Origin of the sequence: Psychrobacillus sp. FSL K6-1464, assembly GCF_038003145.1 — a bacterium.
Lineage (GTDB): Bacteria > Bacillota > Bacilli > Bacillales_A > Planococcaceae > Psychrobacillus > Psychrobacillus psychrotolerans.
This window is the reverse complement of sequence record NZ_JBBOOP010000001.1, coordinates 1442140-1463077: the sequence shown is the minus strand read 5'-3', so window position 1 is coordinate 1463077 and position 20938 is coordinate 1442140. Positions and strand designations below refer to the sequence as shown.

Genomic DNA, 20938 nt, shown 5'->3' with positions numbered 1-20938 from the left:
GCTTAGTGGGATCTCTTCTAACACTTTTAAATGTTGCTCATAAAAGTTTGTTACTCATTAATTGCTCCATTTCTCCCATTACAACTTTAATAGTGCCTTCATGCTCGTTTTTGATTTCTACCTTGTCACGCCATTCTCTTGGATTACGATTCTTCAACCAAAAAATTTGAGCCGTAACATCCGGAGCATGCAACTTCACAATTCGTTTTACTATTACCATCTCTCCTAATTGGTTCTTTCCCCAGGATTCCTCTTCATATTGGTATCCTAGTGCTCTCTTTAACAAAGAGCTCTCTACCTCGTCATCAATTACCTTCTTCCCCTTCTTAATGGCATCGGCAAACTTCGGAAAAGCGATCCTGCCATTCATATAATGTCGCAACGTTTATCCCTATTTTGTGTGCAATCTGTTTGATAATTAACCCCTCTTCTGACCACTTATTTACTAGTGCTAACCCTGTTTCAGTGAGCCATTCAGTATAAAGGGGTTTCCGACAACCTTTTTCTTACTCACAGTTTTTATAACGCCTGACGAGACATTTGACTTTTCCCCCATGTGCCATCGCTCCTTCATTCCACATTAATAAGAAACCGTAAATGCTACCTTTTACCTTGCTCTTTTTAGACGTATATTTATTAGTTAGTAGATGATTATGTACGTTGGGTTAGCATTAAAAAAATATCCCACGATGTTTAGGTTACTTTGAACTTAGAGCGATAAGGATAGATAATTTGGTAGACGATAAGGATGATTTTTCAAGTAAATAGCTTAAAAACAATAGAGTCAAAGTGTGTACTTCAGCTTCAATTTCTTTATATATATTTTTATTGTTAGAAAAAATCATCTACAATCGTCTACTAAAATCATTGGGGCTTTAGAATCATAAGGGAAACAGTCTCTACATTGCAAAAAAATCATCTACTAATCATCTACTATTTGTGGAAGATTTGTAGATGATTAGAGTAGTTCAGCTGTTATCTAGCTATTCATCTTTTCTTAATGATAATCCTACATAAAATCGTTGTCCGCTGATTCCTTTAGGGACAAACTCTCTTTCTATTAAACTTCCCCCTAGAGCTTTACCACTCATTTCATTTTCTCCATTGTCGTGAGCCCATATTTTAAATTTAGCGTAGATTTCTTTAAATGATACTTTTGCTAATGGGTTAATATCGAAACAATCATTTAAGAATCTATTCACTACATCCATTTCTTCTCGATATTCTTCAGTGGCAGATTTTACACTTGATGGGCATTGCAGTCCATTTTCCAACCAATCCATGCACCCTTTAATCATCCAGAATACCTGGAGCTTCAGCCATTAGCTTCTCTTTCAAGTGTAGGTGTAGGTCTATTTCATGGCCTTCAATTCTTACTGTAAAAGGTATAAGTCTTATTCGATTCCAAATTGCTTCTTTTGTTTCGTTAATAGTTGGCTTATGATTACCAACAATAAAAATTTTAAATTGTGGATTGTATTCAAAAAACTCTTTGTGTAAGAATCGAACTTTTACCGTATCTCCACCAGTAAGTTGTTTAATCTTTGATTCTCCAAATGCTCGTCCTTTTTCTGTTTCTTGGGCACTTACAAAACGACTTCCTTTCAATCCTGCAATTTCATTACTTATCCCCTCGTTTAACTGTTGGATAAAAGTGCTCATAACTTATGTAGTTTTGCTTATGGAAGCAGAAACGGACATTAAATATATTCAAAAACAACTAGGTCATGGTAGTAATCAAATAACCGCAGATGTATATGCTCATGTTTCAAGTAAAATAAAAAAGAAAAACACCGAACGAGTCAACTCACGACTGAACGATGTTTTAAATGATGTTTTTTTCTCTTTTTTCGGGGTGAAATGGGGGTGCGGATAATTTCGCATAATTATTTCGCTTTAAACACCCCATGATCTTATTCAATAAACCCTGTTATATCAAGCTTAATACATTTTCAAGTATTGCTCACGTTCCCATGGGTGTACAGTTGTACGGAACATATCCCATTCGATTTCTTTCGCTTCTACAAAGTTAGCGTAGATATGCTCACCAAGTGCTCCGCGAATAATTTCATTCTTACCTAATTCTTGTACAGCAGCATGTAAAGTAGGAGGTAGATTATGAATACCATTTTCAATACGTTCCTCTTCTGTCATCACGTAAATATTACGGTCTACTGCTGGTGGAGGAGTTAGTTTATTTTTGATACCATCTAATCCTGCTTGTAGAATTACTGCCATTGCAAGATATGGATTTGCTGCAGGATCTACTGAACGAACTTCAATACGTGTACTTACACCTCTTGAAGAAGGAATTCGGATTAAAGGACTTCTATTTTGTCCTGACCAAGCTACATAACAAGGTGCTTCGTATCCAGGTACGAGACGTTTATAAGAGTTAACTAACGGGTTTGTAATCGCTGTAAAGCTTTGTACATGCTTCAGTACTCCAGCCATAAATTGCATAGCTGTTTCACTTAAGCCAATTTCAGCTGATTCATCATAGAATGCATTGTTTTTCCCTTTAAATAGAGATACGTTAAAGTGCATTCCTGAACCATTTACACCAAATAGTGGTTTTGGCATGAATGTCGCATGCAATCCGTGTTTACGTGCAATTGTTTTAACAACCAGTTTGAACGTTTGAATATTATCACATGCTGTCACTGCATCAGCATATTTAAAGTCAATTTCATGTTGACCTGGAGCAACCTCATGATGAGATGCTTCAATTTCAAAGCCCATTTCCTCAAGTTCTAAAACGATATCACGGCGGCAGTTTTCACCTAAATCCATAGGTGCTAAGTCAAAGTAACCACCATGGTCATTCAGTTCAAGTGTTGGCTCTCCCGCCGCATCTAATTTGAAAAGGAAAAATTCAGGTTCAGGTCCTAAGTTAAAGCTTGTAAATCCTAACTCTTCCATTTCCTTCAAGACACGTTTTAAATTATTACGAGGATCTCCTGCAAATGGAGTTCCGTCTGCTTTATTTACATCACAGATTAAACGAGCTACTTTCCCTTTGCCCGTAATCCACGGGAAAACTACCCATGTATCTAAATCTGGTACTAAGTACATATCTGATTCTTCAATTCGTACAAATCCTTCAATAGAAGATCCGTCGAACATCATTTTATTGTCAAGAGCTTTATCGAGCTGACCCACTGGAATTTCTACGTTTTTAATAGTACCTAGTATGTCTGTAAACTGAAGACGAATAAAATTCACCTCATGTTCTTGAACGAACTTTTTAATATCCTCTTTTGTATACTTGCTCATTATTTCACTCTCCTATTTAAGTTATATATGAACCTCGATTATCTGAAAAATCGAGATAGGTCCCCTTGTCGTAAAGAAGCTCTTTGTTGCCTTTGAGCTAAATGCATTTCTTCTTTTACAATCGCACGTAGTTCTCTGTCCGAAATCACTTGTCGAACATCTTTCGTAGTAATTGGACTATTTTTCATTTCAAAGATTTGTTTAATCCCAGCAATATTAACTCCTGTTTTTAGTAGATCCTTAATCTCCAAAAGTATATCTATATCATCCAATGAAAACATGCGTTGTTTACCTTCCGTCCGTGCAGGGTGTACCAGTTCTTGCTCTTCATAGTAACGAATTTGTCTAGCGGTCAAACCAGTCAGCTGCATAACAATATTCATCGAAAGTAATGGCATTGAGCGTCTCCATTCCTTTTCCATCACTGCACCTCCTAGTAGGTTATAAGATTATTATATGTTATGTTAGCTAACATGTCAACATCATGTCAGGAAAACTAACAATTATTTTTCAGAAAATTAAAACCACTCCCTTTTAATCCGAAATGGCTTGACTTTACTATCTGTTTAACGTTTGTACGGCCCCTAAAATAGCATATTTCACATGTTCATATGTTAATCCACCTTGGATAAACGCTGTATAAGGAGGACGAATCGGTCCATCAGCTGTTAACTCCATACTAGAACCTTGTACAAATGTACCTGCCGCCATTATGACATCATCTGCATAACCAGGCATATAAGCCGGTTCAGGCATAAATTGAGCATTTACCGGAGAATGCATTTGTATTGCTTTGCAAAATTGAATCATTTGTTCAGCATTTTGAAAAGAGACCGATTGTATTAAATCGGTGCGCGGCTCGGCAAAATGGGGTTCCGTGTTCATTCCTACCTCCTCTAAAAGAGCTGAAGTGAAGATAGCTCCTTTGACTGCCTGAGATACGACATGTGGGGCAAGGAAGAATCCTTGATACATATCCATTAATGCATGTAAAGAAGCGCCTGCTTCCGCTCCTATACCAGGAGAAGTCATACGGTATGCACATTTAGTGACAAATTCTTCTTTACCCGCTATATAGCCACCAATTTTCGCTAGCCCACCACCTGGGTTTTTAATCAGAGAACCAGCCATTAGATCTGCCCCTACATCTGTAGGTTCCAACTCTTCTACAAATTCTCCATAACAATTGTCTACGAAAATTACTGCATCCTCTTTTATACTTCTAATTTCGATAACCATTTGCTTAATCTGATCTATTGTAAACGAAGGACGTACCGCATAGCCCTTCGAACGTTGAATAGCAATTACCTTAGTATTGCTTTTTACAGCATTTTTTACAGCATCCCAATTGATGTCCCCAGTTTCCAGTAAATCTATATGATTATACGATATACCAAAGTCAGCTAAAGACCCTGTATCCTCTTCTCCACCACTTACGATCGATTGTAACGTGTCGTATGGTTTACCGGTTATATATAGCAATTCGTCCTGTGGTCTTAAGACGCCGAACAAACTAATAGAAATAGCATGTGTACCTGAAATAATTTGAGGGCGAACAAGCGCAGCCTCTGAACCAAATGTCGTTGCATACACTTTTTCTAATGTATCTCGTCCCTCATCATCATAGCCATATCCAAAGGATGGGTGAAAATGATGATCACTAACACCATGTGTCTTAAAGGCTTGAATTACTTTTTGTTGATTTAAAAAGGCAGTTTTTTCTACAAGCTTTTGATATGGCGCTACTTTGGATTCTACCTTCTCAGCAAGCTCTAATATTTCCTTCGATAAAGTTGTTGTAAATGTCATGTTATATTCTCCTAATATTTATATTACAAATAGAAAAGACTAATCTCATAAATGAAATTAGCCCTTAGTTATTATCAAATATACCTTGGCCTATTTGAGCCCAGACTTTATCGAGCTCTATCGATAAAGACCACTGTAATTTGATAAGTTAAGTTAGAACTGTAACTCGCCGTCCCAGTCCATCATACCACCAGCAATGTTCGTAACCTCATATCCGTTTTCCTCTAAAATCTCACAGGCCATCGCACTACGCCCACCTGCTTTACAAACTATGTAATGAGGAACTGATTTGTCGAGTTGATCCATGCTGTTTTCGATTTGACCTAAAGCGATATGTTTAGCTCCAGGAATAATCCCAGTTGCCACTTCATCACTTTCACGTACATCTATGACACTGATTTGCTCACCAGCATCTAATTTTTCTAAAAGTTGTTCTGTTGTAATAACATTCATTTTAAACTCTCCGCTTCTGTGATTTCTTCTATAAAATCATAATGGGAGCATAGCTATCTGTCAAACAATCCATATTATTCTTCTGTAAGTTTAACTGGTTTTGAAGGAGCAAATGTGGAAATTGCATGTTTGTAGATTAACTGTTGCTTTCCATCTGATTCAAACAGAACAGTGAAATTATCGTATGACTTAACTAACCCTTTTAGTTGGAAACCATTTAACAAAAATACTGTTACAAAAATGTCGTTTTTTCTAAGTTGATTTAAATATAAATCCTGAATATTTGTAGGTTTCATCCCAATACCCCCATTATACAATTTGCATGTTTAAACACACTACTATGTTAATATTCGCTTTTTTTATTCTTTTTCCTGCATAAACTCATTAATTTCTTTCAATATTTTTTTTGCATCCGTGAAAGGATTAAACCAATTAATAGCCATTTTGTTTCGGAAATAGGTTAGTTGCCTTTTTGCATACCTTCTCGAGTTTTGCTTTAATTGTTCTATTGCATCATCGAAGGAAACTTCTCCGTCCAAATTAGCATATATTTCTTTATAGCCAATTGCTTGGATGGATTGCACATCTCTGATCCCTTTACTATGGAGCGTTTTCACTTCTCCTAGAAGGCCATTTTCCAACATTATATCTACTCGCTGATTGATACGATTATATAATTGCTCCCGATCTATGGATAGGCCAATAATATAATGATGATATACTTTCTCATGGCCTTGGTTTTGCTCTATAGCATTCTTTTGTTTCCCTGTAAGCTCTACTCGTTCAATTGCCCGAATTACCCGTTGGACGTTATTCGGATGTATTTCCATTGCTGCTTCTGGATCCAGAGAATGCAAAAGGTCAAATAGATCAACAGGAGACATTTTTTCTAATTCGGCGAGTCTGTTTTCATCGCGATCCGGTTGTTCCGTAAATCTAAAGTCAAACAGAACCGACTGAATATATAGACCAGTTCCTCCTACTATTATCGGAAGTTTACCTCTTGCTGTAATTTCTTCAATTTTTCCTCGGACGAGGCTTTGGTACTCCGCTACAGAGAAACTCTCTTCTGGACTTTTAATATCTAGAAGATGATGAGGAATTCCCTCCATTTCTTCTTTTGTAACTTTTGCAGTTCCAATATCAAGCTCACGGTACACCTGCATGGAGTCGCCATTAATAATTTCTCCATTAAATGCTTTAGCCAATTCAATACTTAAAGCTGTTTTCCCAACAGCAGTTGGCCCGACTATAGCAATTACGTTTGTTCTACTTAGCATTATTCCAACATCCAATTTACAATTATTTCATATGTTTGAAGTTTGTTTACCTCTTTTAGTATTTCATGTCTTGCATCCTCTACCAAATGGACAGTAACTTTAGACATTCCGACTTTTTTATAGCCCTTTGCGACTTTAAATAAATCCTTGCCATCCTTACCAACAGGGTCCTTGATACCACTAATAATTAAAACAGGTAAATCTTTTTTTATATGATTATTTTTTTTGTCATCGTGGATTATTCTTAACCCATCAAATAGGTCTATATAAAATCGGTTCGATGGTACGAAACCACATAGTGGATCTTCTATATATTTTTGTACTTCTGTTTCATCAGTTGTAAGCCAGTCAAATGGTGTCTTCGTATCTTGAATTTGTTTATTAAATCCTCCGAATGCCATACCATTTATCAAAGTCCCTTCAGATTTTGGGCTTTTAGCAGCGGATACAAGCTGAGCGACCACTTTACCGATTTCACCCATAACTCCAGGACTAAAAGTAGTACCTGAGAGGACCACTTTAGTTAATGAGTCGCTATACTTTTGCATATATCTACGAGCTACAAACGACCCCATACTATGGCCAAATAGAATGAGCGGCATATCACCCAAATCCTCTCGCACATGCAATAACACTTCCCGAACATCTTCTGTTACACGCTCGAATCCTAACTTATCTGCAAAATAGCCAAATTCACCGTTTTTTTCAGCAGTTATGCCATGACCACGATGATCATGACCAGTAACGACAAAACCTTTACTCATTAAAAATGTTGCGAATTCATCATAACGACCGATATGCTCTACCATTCCATGCAGAAGATGGATATGAGCTATTGGGGGTATATCAGGGGAAAACTTCACAATATGAATAAGATGATTATCTGACATTTTGCCTTCTAAGATAGTTTTCAGCTTAATCCCTGCTTTCTTTTAATGTAGCTTCGGTATAAAGTATTTCTAGTTGTTTATTAAACGCAGTCGTTTCTTCTTTGGAGTAATGCAATAATTGCTCCATCACTTTTACTACTTCTTCTTTATACTCTTTAAAATGCTGTATATCAAAATAGAGCATACCTGTTCTTCTTACTAAAAAGTCTACAGGAGAATATGCCATTTCTTCATGCACCGCGTAATAGATTTGAGCGATAAGCGATAAAGGCAAAGTTGAAGGGATAGTAGAAAGAATTTGTGCATTCTGAAATACTTTATCGACATTCGTCCCATACATTTTAGCCAATTTTCTACCTTCTATACGAGATAGACCATAAGCTGGAGCCATTTCTTCCTTCTGAGTAAGAAAGGCTTCCCATTGCTCAGAGCCACCAATATCCCCACCGGATAATGGTAAACGCTTAGTTACACATGGACCATATTTTTCATTTCCTAATTGTTTGGATATTTTATCTACTATTGTTTCTGCCATTTTCCGATATCCTGTTAGTTTACCTCCTGCTATTGTAAATAAGCCTGCCTCCGATTGCCAAATCTCATCTTTTCGAGAAATTTCAGATGGATCCTTACCATCCTCATATATTAATGGACGAACCCCTGCCCAAGTAGACTCCACTTGATTTGCTGTAACGTGAACTAATGGAAACATAGCATGAATGGCTTCAATTAGATAATCGACATCTTCCGGCGTTGCTACAGGATGTCGAATATCACCTTCAAAGAATGTATCCGTAGTACCTACATACGTTTTTCCATCTCTTGGGATAGCAAAAACCATTCGTTTATCAGGAGTATCAAAATAGACAGCTTGTTTAAGAGGGAAAACAGATTGATCGATAACCACATGAACACCTTTTGTGAGCTTCAGTTTTTTGTTATTTTCAATAGCATCTAAAGCACGAACTCCATCTACCCAAGGACCAGTAGCATTTACTATTTTTTTTGCATGAATCGAAATTCTTTTATTGCTTACTGTATCAACAATTTCCGCTCCAATTACCTGGTTATAGTCATCATAAATAAAGGAACGAGCTTTAGCATAGTTTAAACACACTGCCCCTTTTTCCATTGCTTTTTTCATGACCTCAATGGTTAATCGAGCATCGTCCGTACGATATTCAACATAATAACCTCCACCAAGTAAACCTTTACTTTTTAGGAGGGGTTCTTTTTCCAGAGCTTCATGGTCAGAAAGCATTAATCTTCTCTCATCTTTTTTGACACCAGCTAAATAATCATACATTTTCAACCCAGCTGATGTAGTGAGAGGACCAAATGTTCCTTTTTTATGAAAGGGCAGTAGCATCCATATAGGCTCCGTCACATGAACTGCATTTTCATACACTATTTCTCTTTCTTTGCCTACATCCGCAACCATTTTCACTTCTAATTGCTTTAAATATCGTAAACCACCATGCACAAGTTTTGTTGACCGACTAGAAGTTCCCGCAGCAAAATCCTGCATCTCTACTAACGCAACAGACATGCCTCGAGTAACGGCATCTAGCGCAATACCCGCCCCGGTTATACCTCCACCTATCACCAATAAGTCAAACTCATAATAATTTAAAGTATTCACTATTTGCTCGCGTTCTACAGAAGACTTCAATCATTCCACCTCTTCATCTGAAAGTTTGAAAATACGTGTTGCCTCAACTGCTTTTGTCCAACCTCTATATAGATGATCTCTTTTCTTCGTTTCCATTTTTGGCTTGTACTGCTTTTGACTTTCTCGCAAGTTAGTAAGCTCTTGTTCATCTTTCCAGAAGCCTGTAGCTAGACCCGCTAGGAAAGCCGCTCCTAATGCCGTGGTTTCATTAAGCTTGGCAAGTTCAACAGGCAAATTTAACATATCACTCTGGAACTGCATAAGAAACTCATTGCTTACTGCTCCACCATCAACTCGCAATGTCTCTACATCTACTCCAGAATCTTTTTCCATCGTATCAAGAACATCTTTTGTTTGATAAGCGAGGGATTCTATCGTTGCACGGATGAAATGCTCTTTAGTTGTTCCCCTAGTTAATCCGAAAATAGAGCCTCTCGCTTCAGAATCCCAATAAGGCGTTCCTAATCCTACAAATGCGGGAACAAAATAGACCCCGTCTGTGGATCCAACTTTTTTTGCATAAACTTCAGATTCAGGTGCACTTTTTATCATGCGAAGCCCATCTCGAAGCCACTGAATTGCAGAGCCAGCAACAAATACACTACCTTCTAACGCGTAGGTTACTTTTCCATTAATCCCCCACGCAATAGTTGTCAATAAACCAGACGGAGAGGCAACTGCTTCTTCGCCCGTATTTAAAAGCATAAAGCAGCCAGTGCCATATGTGTTTTTCGCCATGCCTTTGTCAAAACAGCATTGCCCAAAAAGCGCAGCCTGTTGATCTCCAGCAGCTCCTGCTATATCTATTTCTTTACCAAAGAAAACAGAAGGATCTGTCTGTGCATATACCTCAGATGATGAGGCAACCTTTGGAAGCATTTCCATAGGTATAGCAAGCTTCTCGCAAATCTCTGCATCCCATTGCTGATCATATATATTATAGAGCATTGTTCTGGAAGCATTAGAGTAGTCCGTAACATGGGCTTTTCCATTAGAGAGCTTCCAAATTAGCCATGTATCTATCGTTCCAAAAAGTAATTCGCCTGCTTTTGCTTGTTCTCTCGCACCATCCACATTATCCAGAATCCATTTTACCTTTGTTGCAGAAAAATACGGGTCCAATTTCAAGCCCGTCTTCTCTTGGAAAAACGTTTCTAAATTAGCCTTCTTCAATTCTTCAATGATGGATTGTGTTTGTCTCGATTGCCAAACAATCGCGTTGTATACTGGTCTTCCCGTGTGTTTGTTCCATACAACGGTCGTCTCCCGTTGGTTTGTAATTCCAATAGCATGAACGTCCTCTGGTTGGCTACCACTTTCCGTTAGAACAGCAGCTAATACGGATAATACAGATCCCCAGATTTCTTTTGCGTCATGCTCAACCCAACCAGATTTAGGAAAATATTGTTTAAATTCTCGTTGAGCAGAGTGAACAATATTGCCGAGCTCATCAAATAGTATTGCTCTAGAGCTTGTCGTTCCTTGATCGATCGATAATATATATTTTCCCATTTTGGCTTCCTCCTACATAACTCGTTTGAACATTTTCTCCACTTCATAAGTAGAAAAATGTATGATAACTGGTCTACCATGTGGACAAGTCAATGGATGCTTTGCATTTTTTAAGCTTTCAAGCAACTGCTCCATATCCCTCATCGTTAAATAATGATTTGCTTTGATAGAAAGCTTACAGCTCATCATAATTGCTGCATCTTCTCGCAGTTTTTTTATATCTGTTTTACGGTTATTCAATACTTGTTCGATTAGACCTTCAATAATCTTTGTTTCTTGACCCTTAGGGAACCATGTAGGATAATCTCTTACGACAAAGCTTGAAGAACCAAACTCCTCTAAAAATATCCCTACATTTATTAATTCATCCAAAGACTCTTTAATACGGTATGCCTCGTCCAAAGAATAGTGAAAAGTTAGCGGCAGCAACAGCGATTGTCGCTCATCTGCATTTACTTCCCCTATCTTCTCCTTGTAAAACTCATATTTAACCCGTTCTTGTGCAGCATGTTGATCTATCAAGTAAAAACCATCATCACTTTGGGCAACAATGTATGTTCCATGGATTTGACCTACTACATGTAAATCAGGAAATGGCTTCTTCTCTTCGATATTTTCAATTGGTTGGACTTCGAAGTCTGTAAACGGATCTACTTCTTCATATATGATACTTGTCTGTTTTTCAGGTGAACTGTGAGCCTGGTCAAAATACACTCCATCATTGGCAGGTGTTATTGGATCCTTTTGAACTGGCTCATACGTCTGTTTAAAGAAATTGAATTGTACACTTGGTTGCTTTTTCTCAACTGGCTTCTCTATAATTTCTGGTGGTTTCTGCACTCGATGCATAATAGAACGGATTGTTATACGAACCAATTCCATTAGCTCTTTTTCTTTGCTTAGTCGAATTTGATGCTTGGCCGGATGAACATTGACATCGGTAAGAATTGGATCCATTTCAATATTTAGAACTACTATTGGATATCTACCGATCGGCAACAATGTATGGTAGCTATCTACTATCGCATTATTTATACCATAGTTCTTTACCCAACGACCGTTCACTAAAACCGTTATATAGTTTTTAGATGCTCTCGTTATTTCTGGTAATGTCGCAAAACCAGAAATACGAAAATCCGATGAATCATTGTCGAAAGCGACCATTTTTTTCACGTTAGATATTCCGTATATGGCAGCCAAAACTTGTTTTAAATCGCCCCTACCACTCGTCTGCATAATGGTTTGTTGATTGTGCGTAAGTTTAAAGGCAATCCCTGGATAACTGATTGCTAAGCGATTTATCAAATCTATTGAATGACCTAATTCCGTTTGAATCGTCTTCAAGTATTTTAAACGAGCTGGCGTATTGTAAAATAGTTGACTTACAACAATATCCGTTCCTCTCCGAATCGGACCTGGGGTACTAGATATTACCCTCCCACCTTCTAACTCTACTTTTGACCCAATATTTTCACCATTTGATGTCCATAAACTAATCTTAGATACAGAGGCTATACTAGCAAGTGCCTCTCCCCGAAAACCTAATGAACGGATTCTAAAAAGGTCATGCTCTGTAGTTATTTTAGAGGTCGCATGTCTAGAAAATGATTTTAGCGCATCATCTGCGTCCATCCCCTTACCATTATCGGTAACTTGAATTTTAGACAGTCCTGCTTCTTCCAGCGTAATTTCAATAGAAGTACTATCAGCATCTATGGCATTTTCAACTAATTCTTTTACAACAGAAGCTGGTCTTTCCACCACTTCACCGGCTGCAATTTTGTTGGACAGCAATTCGTCCATTACAATGATTTGTCCCATTTCATTCACCTACTTTTGGGTTATTCTAGCTCTTTTTGTAGCTCGTATAAAAGTTGTAACGCTTCTAATGGAGTAGTACCCGATATATTGACTTTCTTTAACTTTTTCATAATTTTATCTGTCGCTTTATTTTCTGGGATAGTAACTAGTTCTTTACGTATCTTTGGTTGCTCATCAAAAAATGATAATTGCGTTTCGCTTACATTTACAGCACTTTCTCCCTTTTCTTCCTGATCTTCAAAAGTTGCTAAAATCTCACGGGCGCGGGAAATAATTTGTTCTGGTAGTTGCGCCAACTCAGCTACGTGAATACCGTAACTCTTATCCGCTGGGCCATCTTTTAACTTATGTAGAAAGACAACTTTGCCATCTTTTTCTGTTGCTGAAACATGAACATTTCGAAGCTTCGATAACGATTCTTCTAACTCAGTCAGTTCATGATAATGTGTAGAAAATAGCGTATTAGCACCTATATTTTCATGAATATATTCCATCATTGCCTGAGCTAAGCTCATGCCATCATATGTGGAAGTACCGCGCCCAATCTCATCAAACAAAAGCAAGCTCTTATTTGTTGCATTCATAATAGCATGCTGTGATTCCATCATTTCAATCATAAATGTACTTTGGCCACCCGCCAAATCATCCGCAGCTCCAATACGAGTAAATATTTTATCGACAATTGGTAACTTTGCAGATTCTGCAGGTACATAGCACCCTATTTGCGCCATCACCGTTGTAATCGCGATTTGTCTCATAAAAGTACTTTTACCCGACATATTTGGTCCGGTGATCAACAGCATATTGGTGTCTTCCGTAAGTACACAATCATTCGGTACATATAGCTGATTGTTCATCATTTTCTCAACAACTGGATGTCTACCTTCTTTAATGATCATGGCATTAGAATCATGAAACACAGGCTTTGTTAAACGATGGTCCTCTGCCACTTGAGCAAATGATATAAAGACATCTAGCTCACTAATTTGTTTTGCCAATTTCTGAACAAGCGGTATATATGTTTTAATTTCTTCCCTAACTTGGGTAAATAGTTCATATTCAAGTACTAGGCTTTCATCTTCTGCAGATAAAATAAGAGATTCTTTTTCTTTCAGTTCATCTGTTATATATCTTTCAGCGTTCGCAAGCGTTTGTTTTCGAACATATCTAGACTCATCTGCTAAATGAATATACGATTTAGTTAACTCAATATAGTAGCCAAAAATACGGTTATATCCTATTTTTAGATTTTTGGCACCTGTAATTTCTCTTTCTCTTTGCTCTAATGCGGCAATCCATTTTTTACCGTTAACGGAAGCATCGCGAAGTTGGTCCAGTCGTTCATGGTAACCGTTATTAATCACTCCACCGTCTTTTACGGCAATCGGAGGATTTTCACTGATTGCTTCTTGTAACTTTCTCCAAATAACTTCACAATCCTCTAAAGCAGCTCCAAGTTTTTGCAACACCGTATCTTCCGATTCACTGAGTAGTTGCTTTATAATTGGCACCTTTGAAAGAGATTGTCTTAACTGAGCAAGGTCCCTTCCTCCAGCACTTCCAAATCCAATTCTTCCTACAAGTCTTTCTAAATCATATACTTCCTTAAAAGCTTCTTTAATCTCCTCACGAAGCATAAAGTCATTTAGAAAACTTGTCACTATTTCTTGACGTGCTTCAATCGATTGTTTGTTTGCGAGTGGCTGATGAATCCATTGCTTTAACTTTCGACCTCCCATTGCCGTTACCGTTTCATCTAGTAGCCATAATAACGTCCCTTTTTGGTCACCACTTCGGATAGATGATATTAGCTCTAGATTCCGTTTGGAATGGTAGTCCATTGCCAAAAAGGATTCTCTTTGCTGAAACGTGAAAGGCTGAATATGTAAAAGAGATTGTTTTTGTGTTTTTTGAATATATTGTAAAAGTCTTTTTACTGTTTGATGCGTTTGTTTAGGATGATTCGGAATGTACTTTTGAATCGCTTCATCTGTTAACTCCTCTTTTTCAATCGAAACCGTAAAATCATGGATTGTTGATAAATCATTAATCAGTACATACATTTGTTCACTGACGATTAGTTCTTTTGCTTGGATGGAGAGTAGTTCCTGTACGACCTCTTTTTCATCACCAGAAAGAATAGTCGTAAAACCATCACCTGTCGAAACATCCAAATAAGCAAAAGCAACTTCGTTTGATGCAAGTAAGTCAGCAGAAGCAATAAAATAGTTAGACTTGGTTTGCATTGCTTTTCCTTCTATAAGCGTCCCTGGTGTAACCAGACGTACAACCTCTCTTTTCACAACACCCTTTGCATGCTTTGGATCTTCTACCTGCTCACAAATAGCGACCTTATATCCTTTACTTATAAGTGTTTCAATATATCCTTGCGCAGAATGATGAGGAACGCCACACATCGGAATATTGTCCTTCCTACTGGTCAATGTAATTTCTAAAATCGCGGCAGCTTTAATAGCATCATCATGAAACAATTCATAAAAATCACCTAAACGAAAAAATAAAAACGCATCTATGTGGTCTTCTTTAATTTTTAAGTATTGTTGCATCATTGGAGTCTGTGTAGTCATTTAAATCCTTCTCTCTTCTTTACTAATATAATGATTATACCAAAAAACAATGAAAAATGAGGGAGTTGGAAGAATCAATGAAAGGATTCATCTATTCATGACGAATAAAATGAACCCTGAATAAGTAACCTAATCAGGGTTCAAATAGTCTGTTACTTTTTAATTGGATTTTTCTTAAATGACTCTTTGTCAGCACGCTTGAATTCTTTTGGATATATAACTTCTTGCATCGATGATAATCCGTTATCTTTTAGTTTGAACTTTTCATGTGGTTGCTTACGTTCTTTCATTGAGAACACTCCTCTCGTTTTTAATCTTTGTTAGTTTTTCCTTTATCACTAGAGATATTCAGTGTTTTATAATGGAATGAACTTTATAAGCACTTCCCAAAATTTCTTTACTACATGCCTGCATATTTTCATTTGAAAATGGTATTTTTAAAGCTAACGAGAGAAAAATGATACAGTGCTTAAATTATTTTTCGTCAAAAAAAAAGCCGGTAGTAATAGCCGGCTTGTTAAATGGACGAAGAATCATCCACTTCTTTAGAGGAGCCTGTGGAACTCGAACTAGAGGAACTGGAAGATGAACTAGATGAACTTTCTTCTCCATATGCCCATTCTTCTTCAAATTCCGCTTCATGTACTTGAATACAAATAGTTGTTTCCCCAACGACCTCAACAAGTATCTCTCTTTCTACTGTTACTTGGAATTGTGTACCACCTGAAATAATAATTGCCTCTGTGCAGTTTGGTTGTTGCAGCACACGTACATGTACTTCTTCTCCTGTAGTGTCTTTATCGCGATAATGTAGTTTAATGCGATCTTTATAATTGATTGTTTCCGTGAATACGGACGTTTTGGAATGGTCATGGTGCGCATACCAAACGTTAATATCAAATTTCCCAGTTACTTCTACATATCTTCCGTGTTTTTTAGACGAACATGTGTGATTAATAACCCAGCAACCTAAAATACTCGATGGTGTATTCGGTGGACGAAGCACTTCACAGGATTCTGTTCTCTTTTTACCTTTCGCAACAACAGCTTTCGTCACAATATGGCGCATGTGTTTCATTTTTTTCCTCCTTGTAATCAAGTCATAACATCATATGCGCCCATCGCCCAATCGGTTCATCTTGTTACAAATGTTATGTAGAATAAAAAGAGGAAAACCATGATTAACTCACTTTTTGTCACATCATACGTCTATTTAATTGTTATTTTAGGCCAATTTGACTGCCAGTTTTTCCGCTGAATACGTTGCTCATATACTGCCATAAGATTTTTATCTTTTGCAAAGTGAGGGACTGGTTTCACATGTAGCTTCAGAATGTCCGCTACCCCATATGGAGCTACGAGCGCAATATCATTTTGTCCAAGTAATTTCACTCCAATGGCAGTCACCGTTTCAGGAAAATTGGCTATTCCCTCCGCTGAAGAATGATAAGGCGGCAAATTATTGATCTTGTGCATTCTCGCCTGATTTTTTACTGACCAAGGAATTGTGGGCATTAGTATACGTAATTGATGCTCCCACTTTTTTTCCTCTGATTCTTCCTTATTGTTAGCATCAAAATAAATTACATCGATATCTTCTAAAGGCGTTCTTTCTATATAGCCATGTAATGCATCCCAGATTTTGGACCGAACAAATCCCGCGCATATCCACCAGTCTGGAAGGTCTAATTGTTGAGCTGCTCCTAATATATCCATCATCCATTTATCTTCTAGTATTAAATTTTTTATATCTTCTGTTGTTTGCAAAGCCCTAACCTCCCTCGTTGTTACCCTCTTGAGAACATTAATTTCCAACCTATGATAATACTTATAAACAGAATGACCGCATATGTCGGTAAACCATAAGGAATGAGCAAAATAAATGCATGTATCGCTGCCATAACCCCAACTAGGAACATGCTGCCGAAAACTTTGATGAAGCCATTAGTTTGTGTATGCTCATGTGAGCTTATGAAAGGGAACTTCCCTTTACTAAAAATCCCATAGGATACGAGTGTTAGAACGATTGTAGCTAGTAGAACAACCACTAAGTCCAAAAAAATTCGGAAAGAAAAAATCCAGAGAAATATTACACTTAAAGTCGCTAAAATAGGTATGAAATAATTCATGATACTCGCTTTTAAAGTTGCACTATATACAAGGGCTTTATTTTTGATAGGAGCTGCATAAAAAATCCATTGCCCTTTATAGTTACCAGAGTACTCTAGCATTTGCACAACGGATGGAATCATTATTAAGGAAAAATAGATGACCATAAAAGAACTTCCACTTCTCATTTCCTCAAAGGAACTAGAGCTTATCGTATTGAATAAAAAGATAAAAGGAAAAATAATCGCAAATCCTAACAAAGGAAATATTTTGAGCTTTAGTTCTCTTTCTTCTTTTAACAGTAGAGTGGCAAACTTATAAAAAGTCCGTTCCTCTTTAGTTCTACAAAGAATTCTTGCCCAAACTCCTTGTAATTTACGGTTTCGCTTTTTCGTTCTGTTAGCATCACTTTGTAATTTAGAAAGATTTCTTTCAAAGGACGGCATTAAACGTATATATAGTGCTATTGCAAGAAATGGAGCTAGAATAGCAAACAGCGATAAAATAATAATCGGAACGGAAAAATCTTTATTTAAGATTAATTCGAAGGGGGCGGCAAACCAAAATGGCGGGAGGAACATATGCCACCATGTAAAAGTGTACGTAATGTCAATATTAACTATTTGAAACACACGACCCACTAATTGATAACTAATCGCCATGCCAATCGCCAGGAAAATTTGCACGTAGTTAATAACATCCTTTAACATTTCCCCACTGAAGAAACGTAGGATAAATAGATATACAAAGGCAGTCAATACTACAGACAAACTGCTAACCAATAATATTTCGATTAAAAACAGGAGCGCAAATATAATACCAAACTTAAAGACACTGACAATGAGAGGAATAATTACAAACGAACCAGTTAATAGAACCATATATATCATAATATGAGTAATCTTCGCTGCATTTAAAGTCTTTGCGCTAATAGGTTTCGGATGAAGAATATTTTTGTCTCGTATATCTAGTAGAACAGCAGAAAAATCAGAAACCATCGATGTCATTAAAATGATAAATAAAGAGCTAAACATGATAGTAAGAGAGAACAGAAACTCATTGCCTAAAAATAGAAAAGGAACTAAAAAGAGAACACCAAATAACCCATACATCCATAAGGATTTAAGAAACTGATTTCCTTCTTTTTTCACATTAGAACCACTAAAAATTGCAGGCATTCTTCTACTATCCATCGTCAGCTTTAGCTGTAAGATCAAACGCATCACATCATAGTCTATATTCAACCTTTGAAAAACGGACCTAAAGCGATCTAGAATTCTCAGTGACGCAAAATCATTCATCTTTCCTGCCTCCACGAACTAAATTCACAAATCGCTCTGCAATTTCCTCATGCTCAGTAAAACCAGTCAACTGATTGAAGATGTCTTCTAAAGAACCTTCCTGGTTTTGCATTTTCAACTCTTCAAAAGATCCATCTGCCACAACTTGACCATCTACTAATAGTACAATTCTATTACTAATTTTCTCAACGACATCCATAATATGTGAAGAATAAAAAATAGTCTTCCCTTGCTCTGCAAGCTTTGCAAGTATTTCCTTAATAACCATGACACTGTTTGCATCTAGACCACTTAACGGTTCATCAAAAAACAATAAATCTGGGTTATGTAGCAAACTAGATATGATTAATACCTTCTGTTTCATCCCTTTGGAAAAGGAGGAAATTCGTTGATGAAAAACAGCCTCTAAACCAAATTCCTTCATCAATCCGAAAGCCTTTACCTCCGCCTCTTTACTGCTTAATCCATAAAGCTCGCCAGTGAAGGTGAGATATTCAAAGGCAGTTAGATTTTCATAGAGCTCGGCTGTCTCCGGCACGTAGCCAATGCGTTTTTTATAGGAATAATCACCTTTAATAATATTTTCTCCGAAAATTTCAATAAGCCCTGTGTAGCCATCTATTAGACCAAGCATTAGTTTGACAGTTGTACTTTTCCCTGCTCCATTTGGTCCGATATAGCCAATAATTTGACCTTCATATACATCTAAATTGACACCTTTTAATACTTGTTTGTGTCCAAAACTCTTGGAAACACCATTCAGTGACAACACTTTTTTAGTATTCATCATACTCCCCCTCTGTATATATCATTCTCAAATTCTAAATATTTACATATTCATATTATCATATCAATACTCTTAATATTCCATTATTTTGATATAGAGAAAATTCTTTCTAATTCTAACTATTGAACTTCAAGGACAAAGAGTGTAGCATTTTCTAAAGTTGGACTACATAATCTCGTAAGGAGAGAAGATATTTGTTAACTACTAATGAAATGAATAAAAAGGCTTTTATTTTATTGATAATTGGAATTGTTTTCATCTCCACCACTCTGCGTGCGCCACTTACCGCCGTGGGACCAATTATTTCGTATATACGAGATGGATTAGACATTTCCAATGTTCTAGCAGGATTTATCACAACGATTCCTCTGCTAGCTTTTGCTATTGTCTCTCCCTTTGTCCCAAAGATTGCGCGACGACTTGGGATGGAAATGACACTATTTCTAGCTATTCTATTGTTGGCAATAGGAATTATTATTCGTTCGCTCGGAACGCCCTTTCTTTTACTTTTAGGTACTGCGCTTATTGGTGTAGCTATAGCATTTGGAAATGTACTACTTCCAAGTTTTATAAAGCTAAAATTTCCTTTACAGCTTGGAATTATGACTGGAGTATTCACTGTTTCTATGAACTTATCTGCGGGTATTGGAGCAGGTATCAGCTATCCAATAGCAGATGGAACATCTTATGGTTGGCAAGGTGCGCTTGGATTTTGGGCTATTCTTGCAATAATTGCATGTATTATTTGGTTACCTCAGGTCAAGAAAAAACAAGAAATAGATGTCGTGCCCTCTTCAACTAATGTAGAAAAAGCCAAGTCAATATTAAAATCACCTCTAACATGGACAATCACTTTATGCATGGGTTTACAATCACTCATATTTTATACAACTGCAGCATGGATTCCTGAAATATTGCAAACCCAAGGAATGGAGGCCGAAAAATCCGGCTGGATGCTTTCTATTATGCAATTTGCACAACTTCCAATGACTTTTCTTATCCCAATTCTTGCGGGTCGATTTAAGGATCAGCGAATATTAGTTTTGGTATTTACGATTTTCTATTTAATAGGCTTCACTGGACTGTTATATGGGGATATCTCACTGACACTTCTATGGATGGTTGCACTAGGCTTAGGTGGTGGGGCATCATTCGGACTGGTCATGATGTTCTTTTCTCTTCGTTCGCGTACCCCTATGGGAGCAGCAGATTTATCGGGTGTTGCGCAGTCATTTGGTTATTTACTTGCAGCAGTCGGTCCTGTATTTTTTGGATTTATCCATGATGCAACGGGTAGCTGGGAGATTCCTAAAATACTATTTATCGTTACTGTTATTCTTCTTTTCTTTGCTGGAATGCATGCAGGAAGAGATCGTTTTGTTTCGAAGGAAGTCTAAAGAACAATTAAATTCACGTTTAAAAGGAGCATGATTAATCATG

21 protein-coding genes are annotated in these 20938 nt (G+C 37.1%); 2 read left to right on the top strand and 19 right to left on the bottom strand.

Translation table 11 applies throughout. The features are described from left to right. Positions 1-37 precede the first annotated feature (37 nt). From MKX39_RS07120 to MKX39_RS07110, 3 genes are all read right to left on the bottom strand, one after another. Positions 38-370, bottom strand: a complete 333-nt coding sequence (locus tag MKX39_RS07120; RefSeq protein WP_340768932.1) for a hypothetical protein — start codon at positions 368-370, stop codon at positions 38-40. Positions 371-983: 613 nt separating this feature from the next. Next, positions 984-1283 (bottom strand): primase-like DNA-binding domain-containing protein, encoded by a 300-nt coding sequence (locus tag MKX39_RS07115; RefSeq protein ID WP_340768931.1) that lies wholly within the window; start codon positions 1281-1283, stop codon positions 984-986. A 7-nt stretch (positions 1284-1290) separates the two neighbouring features. Continuing rightward, positions 1291-1662 (bottom strand): phage/plasmid primase, P4 family, encoded by a 372-nt coding sequence (locus MKX39_RS07110; protein ID WP_340768929.1) that lies wholly within the window; start codon positions 1660-1662, stop codon positions 1291-1293. A 19-nt stretch (positions 1663-1681) separates the two neighbouring features. On the opposite strand from MKX39_RS07110, the gene MKX39_RS07105 reads away from it, so the two are divergent. Continuing rightward, complete coding sequence (locus MKX39_RS07105) at positions 1682-1876, top strand: integrase (RefSeq protein WP_340768927.1); 195 nt, start codon at positions 1682-1684, stop codon at positions 1874-1876. Positions 1877-1941: 65 nt separating this feature from the next. Here MKX39_RS07105 and glnA read toward each other — a convergent pair whose 3' ends face one another. The 16 genes from glnA to MKX39_RS07025 all read right to left on the bottom strand — a co-directional run bounded on the left by glnA (position 1942) and on the right by MKX39_RS07025 (position 19498). Next, the gene (glnA, locus tag MKX39_RS07100; protein WP_093534877.1) at positions 1942-3276 is read right to left on the bottom strand and encodes a type I glutamate--ammonia ligase; all 1335 of its coding nucleotides are present in this window, start codon (positions 3274-3276) and stop codon (positions 1942-1944) included. Between the two features lie 38 nt (positions 3277-3314). Further along, on the bottom strand, positions 3315-3698 hold the full coding sequence (locus MKX39_RS07095; protein WP_093534879.1) for a MerR family transcriptional regulator: 384 nt from the start codon (positions 3696-3698) through the stop codon (positions 3315-3317). Between the two features lie 136 nt (positions 3699-3834). Next, positions 3835-5085 (bottom strand): methionine gamma-lyase family protein, encoded by a 1251-nt coding sequence (locus tag MKX39_RS07090; protein WP_340768926.1) that lies wholly within the window; start codon positions 5083-5085, stop codon positions 3835-3837. A 153-nt stretch (positions 5086-5238) separates the two neighbouring features. After that, the gene (locus MKX39_RS07085; RefSeq protein WP_093534883.1) at positions 5239-5538 is read right to left on the bottom strand and encodes a rhodanese-like domain-containing protein; all 300 of its coding nucleotides are present in this window, start codon (positions 5536-5538) and stop codon (positions 5239-5241) included. Between the two features lie 74 nt (positions 5539-5612). Beyond that, a complete protein-coding gene (gene hfq / locus MKX39_RS07080; RefSeq protein WP_093534885.1) occupies positions 5613-5834 on the bottom strand; it encodes an RNA chaperone Hfq in 222 nt (73 codons plus the stop codon). Between the two features lie 63 nt (positions 5835-5897). Further along, positions 5898-6818, bottom strand: coding sequence for a tRNA (adenosine(37)-N6)-dimethylallyltransferase MiaA (gene miaA / locus MKX39_RS07075; protein WP_340768924.1), 921 nt, complete (start codon positions 6816-6818; stop codon positions 5898-5900). Beyond that, entirely contained in the window at positions 6818-7708 is an 891-nt protein-coding gene (locus MKX39_RS07070) for an alpha/beta fold hydrolase (RefSeq protein ID WP_093534889.1), read from the bottom strand. Before MKX39_RS07070 ends, miaA begins: the two co-directional genes overlap by 1 nt. Positions 7709-7733: 25 nt before the next feature. Next, positions 7734-9380 carry a glycerol-3-phosphate dehydrogenase/oxidase gene (locus MKX39_RS07065; RefSeq protein WP_340768923.1) on the bottom strand — a complete coding sequence of 549 codons (1647 nt, stop codon included), beginning with the start codon at positions 9378-9380 and terminating at the stop codon, positions 7734-7736. Further along, on the bottom strand, positions 9381-10892 hold the full coding sequence (glpK, locus tag MKX39_RS07060) for a glycerol kinase GlpK (RefSeq protein WP_340768921.1): 1512 nt from the start codon (positions 10890-10892) through the stop codon (positions 9381-9383). A gap of 12 nt (positions 10893-10904) precedes the next feature. Then, on the bottom strand, positions 10905-12713 hold the full coding sequence (mutL, locus tag MKX39_RS07055) for a DNA mismatch repair endonuclease MutL (RefSeq protein ID WP_340768920.1): 1809 nt from the start codon (positions 12711-12713) through the stop codon (positions 10905-10907). A 20-nt stretch (positions 12714-12733) separates the two neighbouring features. Next, the gene (gene mutS, locus MKX39_RS07050; RefSeq protein ID WP_093534897.1) at positions 12734-15301 is read right to left on the bottom strand and encodes a DNA mismatch repair protein MutS; all 2568 of its coding nucleotides are present in this window, start codon (positions 15299-15301) and stop codon (positions 12734-12736) included. Positions 15302-15453: 152 nt separating this feature from the next. After that, complete coding sequence (locus MKX39_RS07045; protein WP_340762025.1) at positions 15454-15591, bottom strand: YfhE family protein; 138 nt, start codon at positions 15589-15591, stop codon at positions 15454-15456. A gap of 227 nt (positions 15592-15818) precedes the next feature. Then, a complete protein-coding gene (cotE, locus tag MKX39_RS07040) occupies positions 15819-16379 on the bottom strand; it encodes an outer spore coat protein CotE (protein WP_093534899.1) in 561 nt (186 codons plus the stop codon). 131 nt (positions 16380-16510) lie between these two features. Then, positions 16511-17020, bottom strand: coding sequence for a nucleotidyltransferase family protein (locus MKX39_RS07035; protein WP_340771367.1), 510 nt, complete (start codon positions 17018-17020; stop codon positions 16511-16513). A gap of 68 nt (positions 17021-17088) precedes the next feature. Next, entirely contained in the window at positions 17089-18711 is a 1623-nt protein-coding gene (locus tag MKX39_RS07030) for a hypothetical protein (RefSeq protein ID WP_340768919.1), read from the bottom strand. Continuing rightward, positions 18704-19498, bottom strand: coding sequence for an ABC transporter ATP-binding protein (locus tag MKX39_RS07025; protein WP_093534903.1), 795 nt, complete (start codon positions 19496-19498; stop codon positions 18704-18706). The genes MKX39_RS07030 and MKX39_RS07025 overlap by 8 nt, the downstream gene beginning before the upstream one ends. A 194-nt stretch (positions 19499-19692) precedes the next feature. Between MKX39_RS07025 and MKX39_RS07020 the strand changes: the two genes are divergently transcribed. Further along, positions 19693-20895, top strand: a complete 1203-nt coding sequence (locus MKX39_RS07020) for a CynX/NimT family MFS transporter (protein WP_340768917.1) — start codon at positions 19693-19695, stop codon at positions 20893-20895. Positions 20896-20938 lie beyond the last annotated feature (43 nt).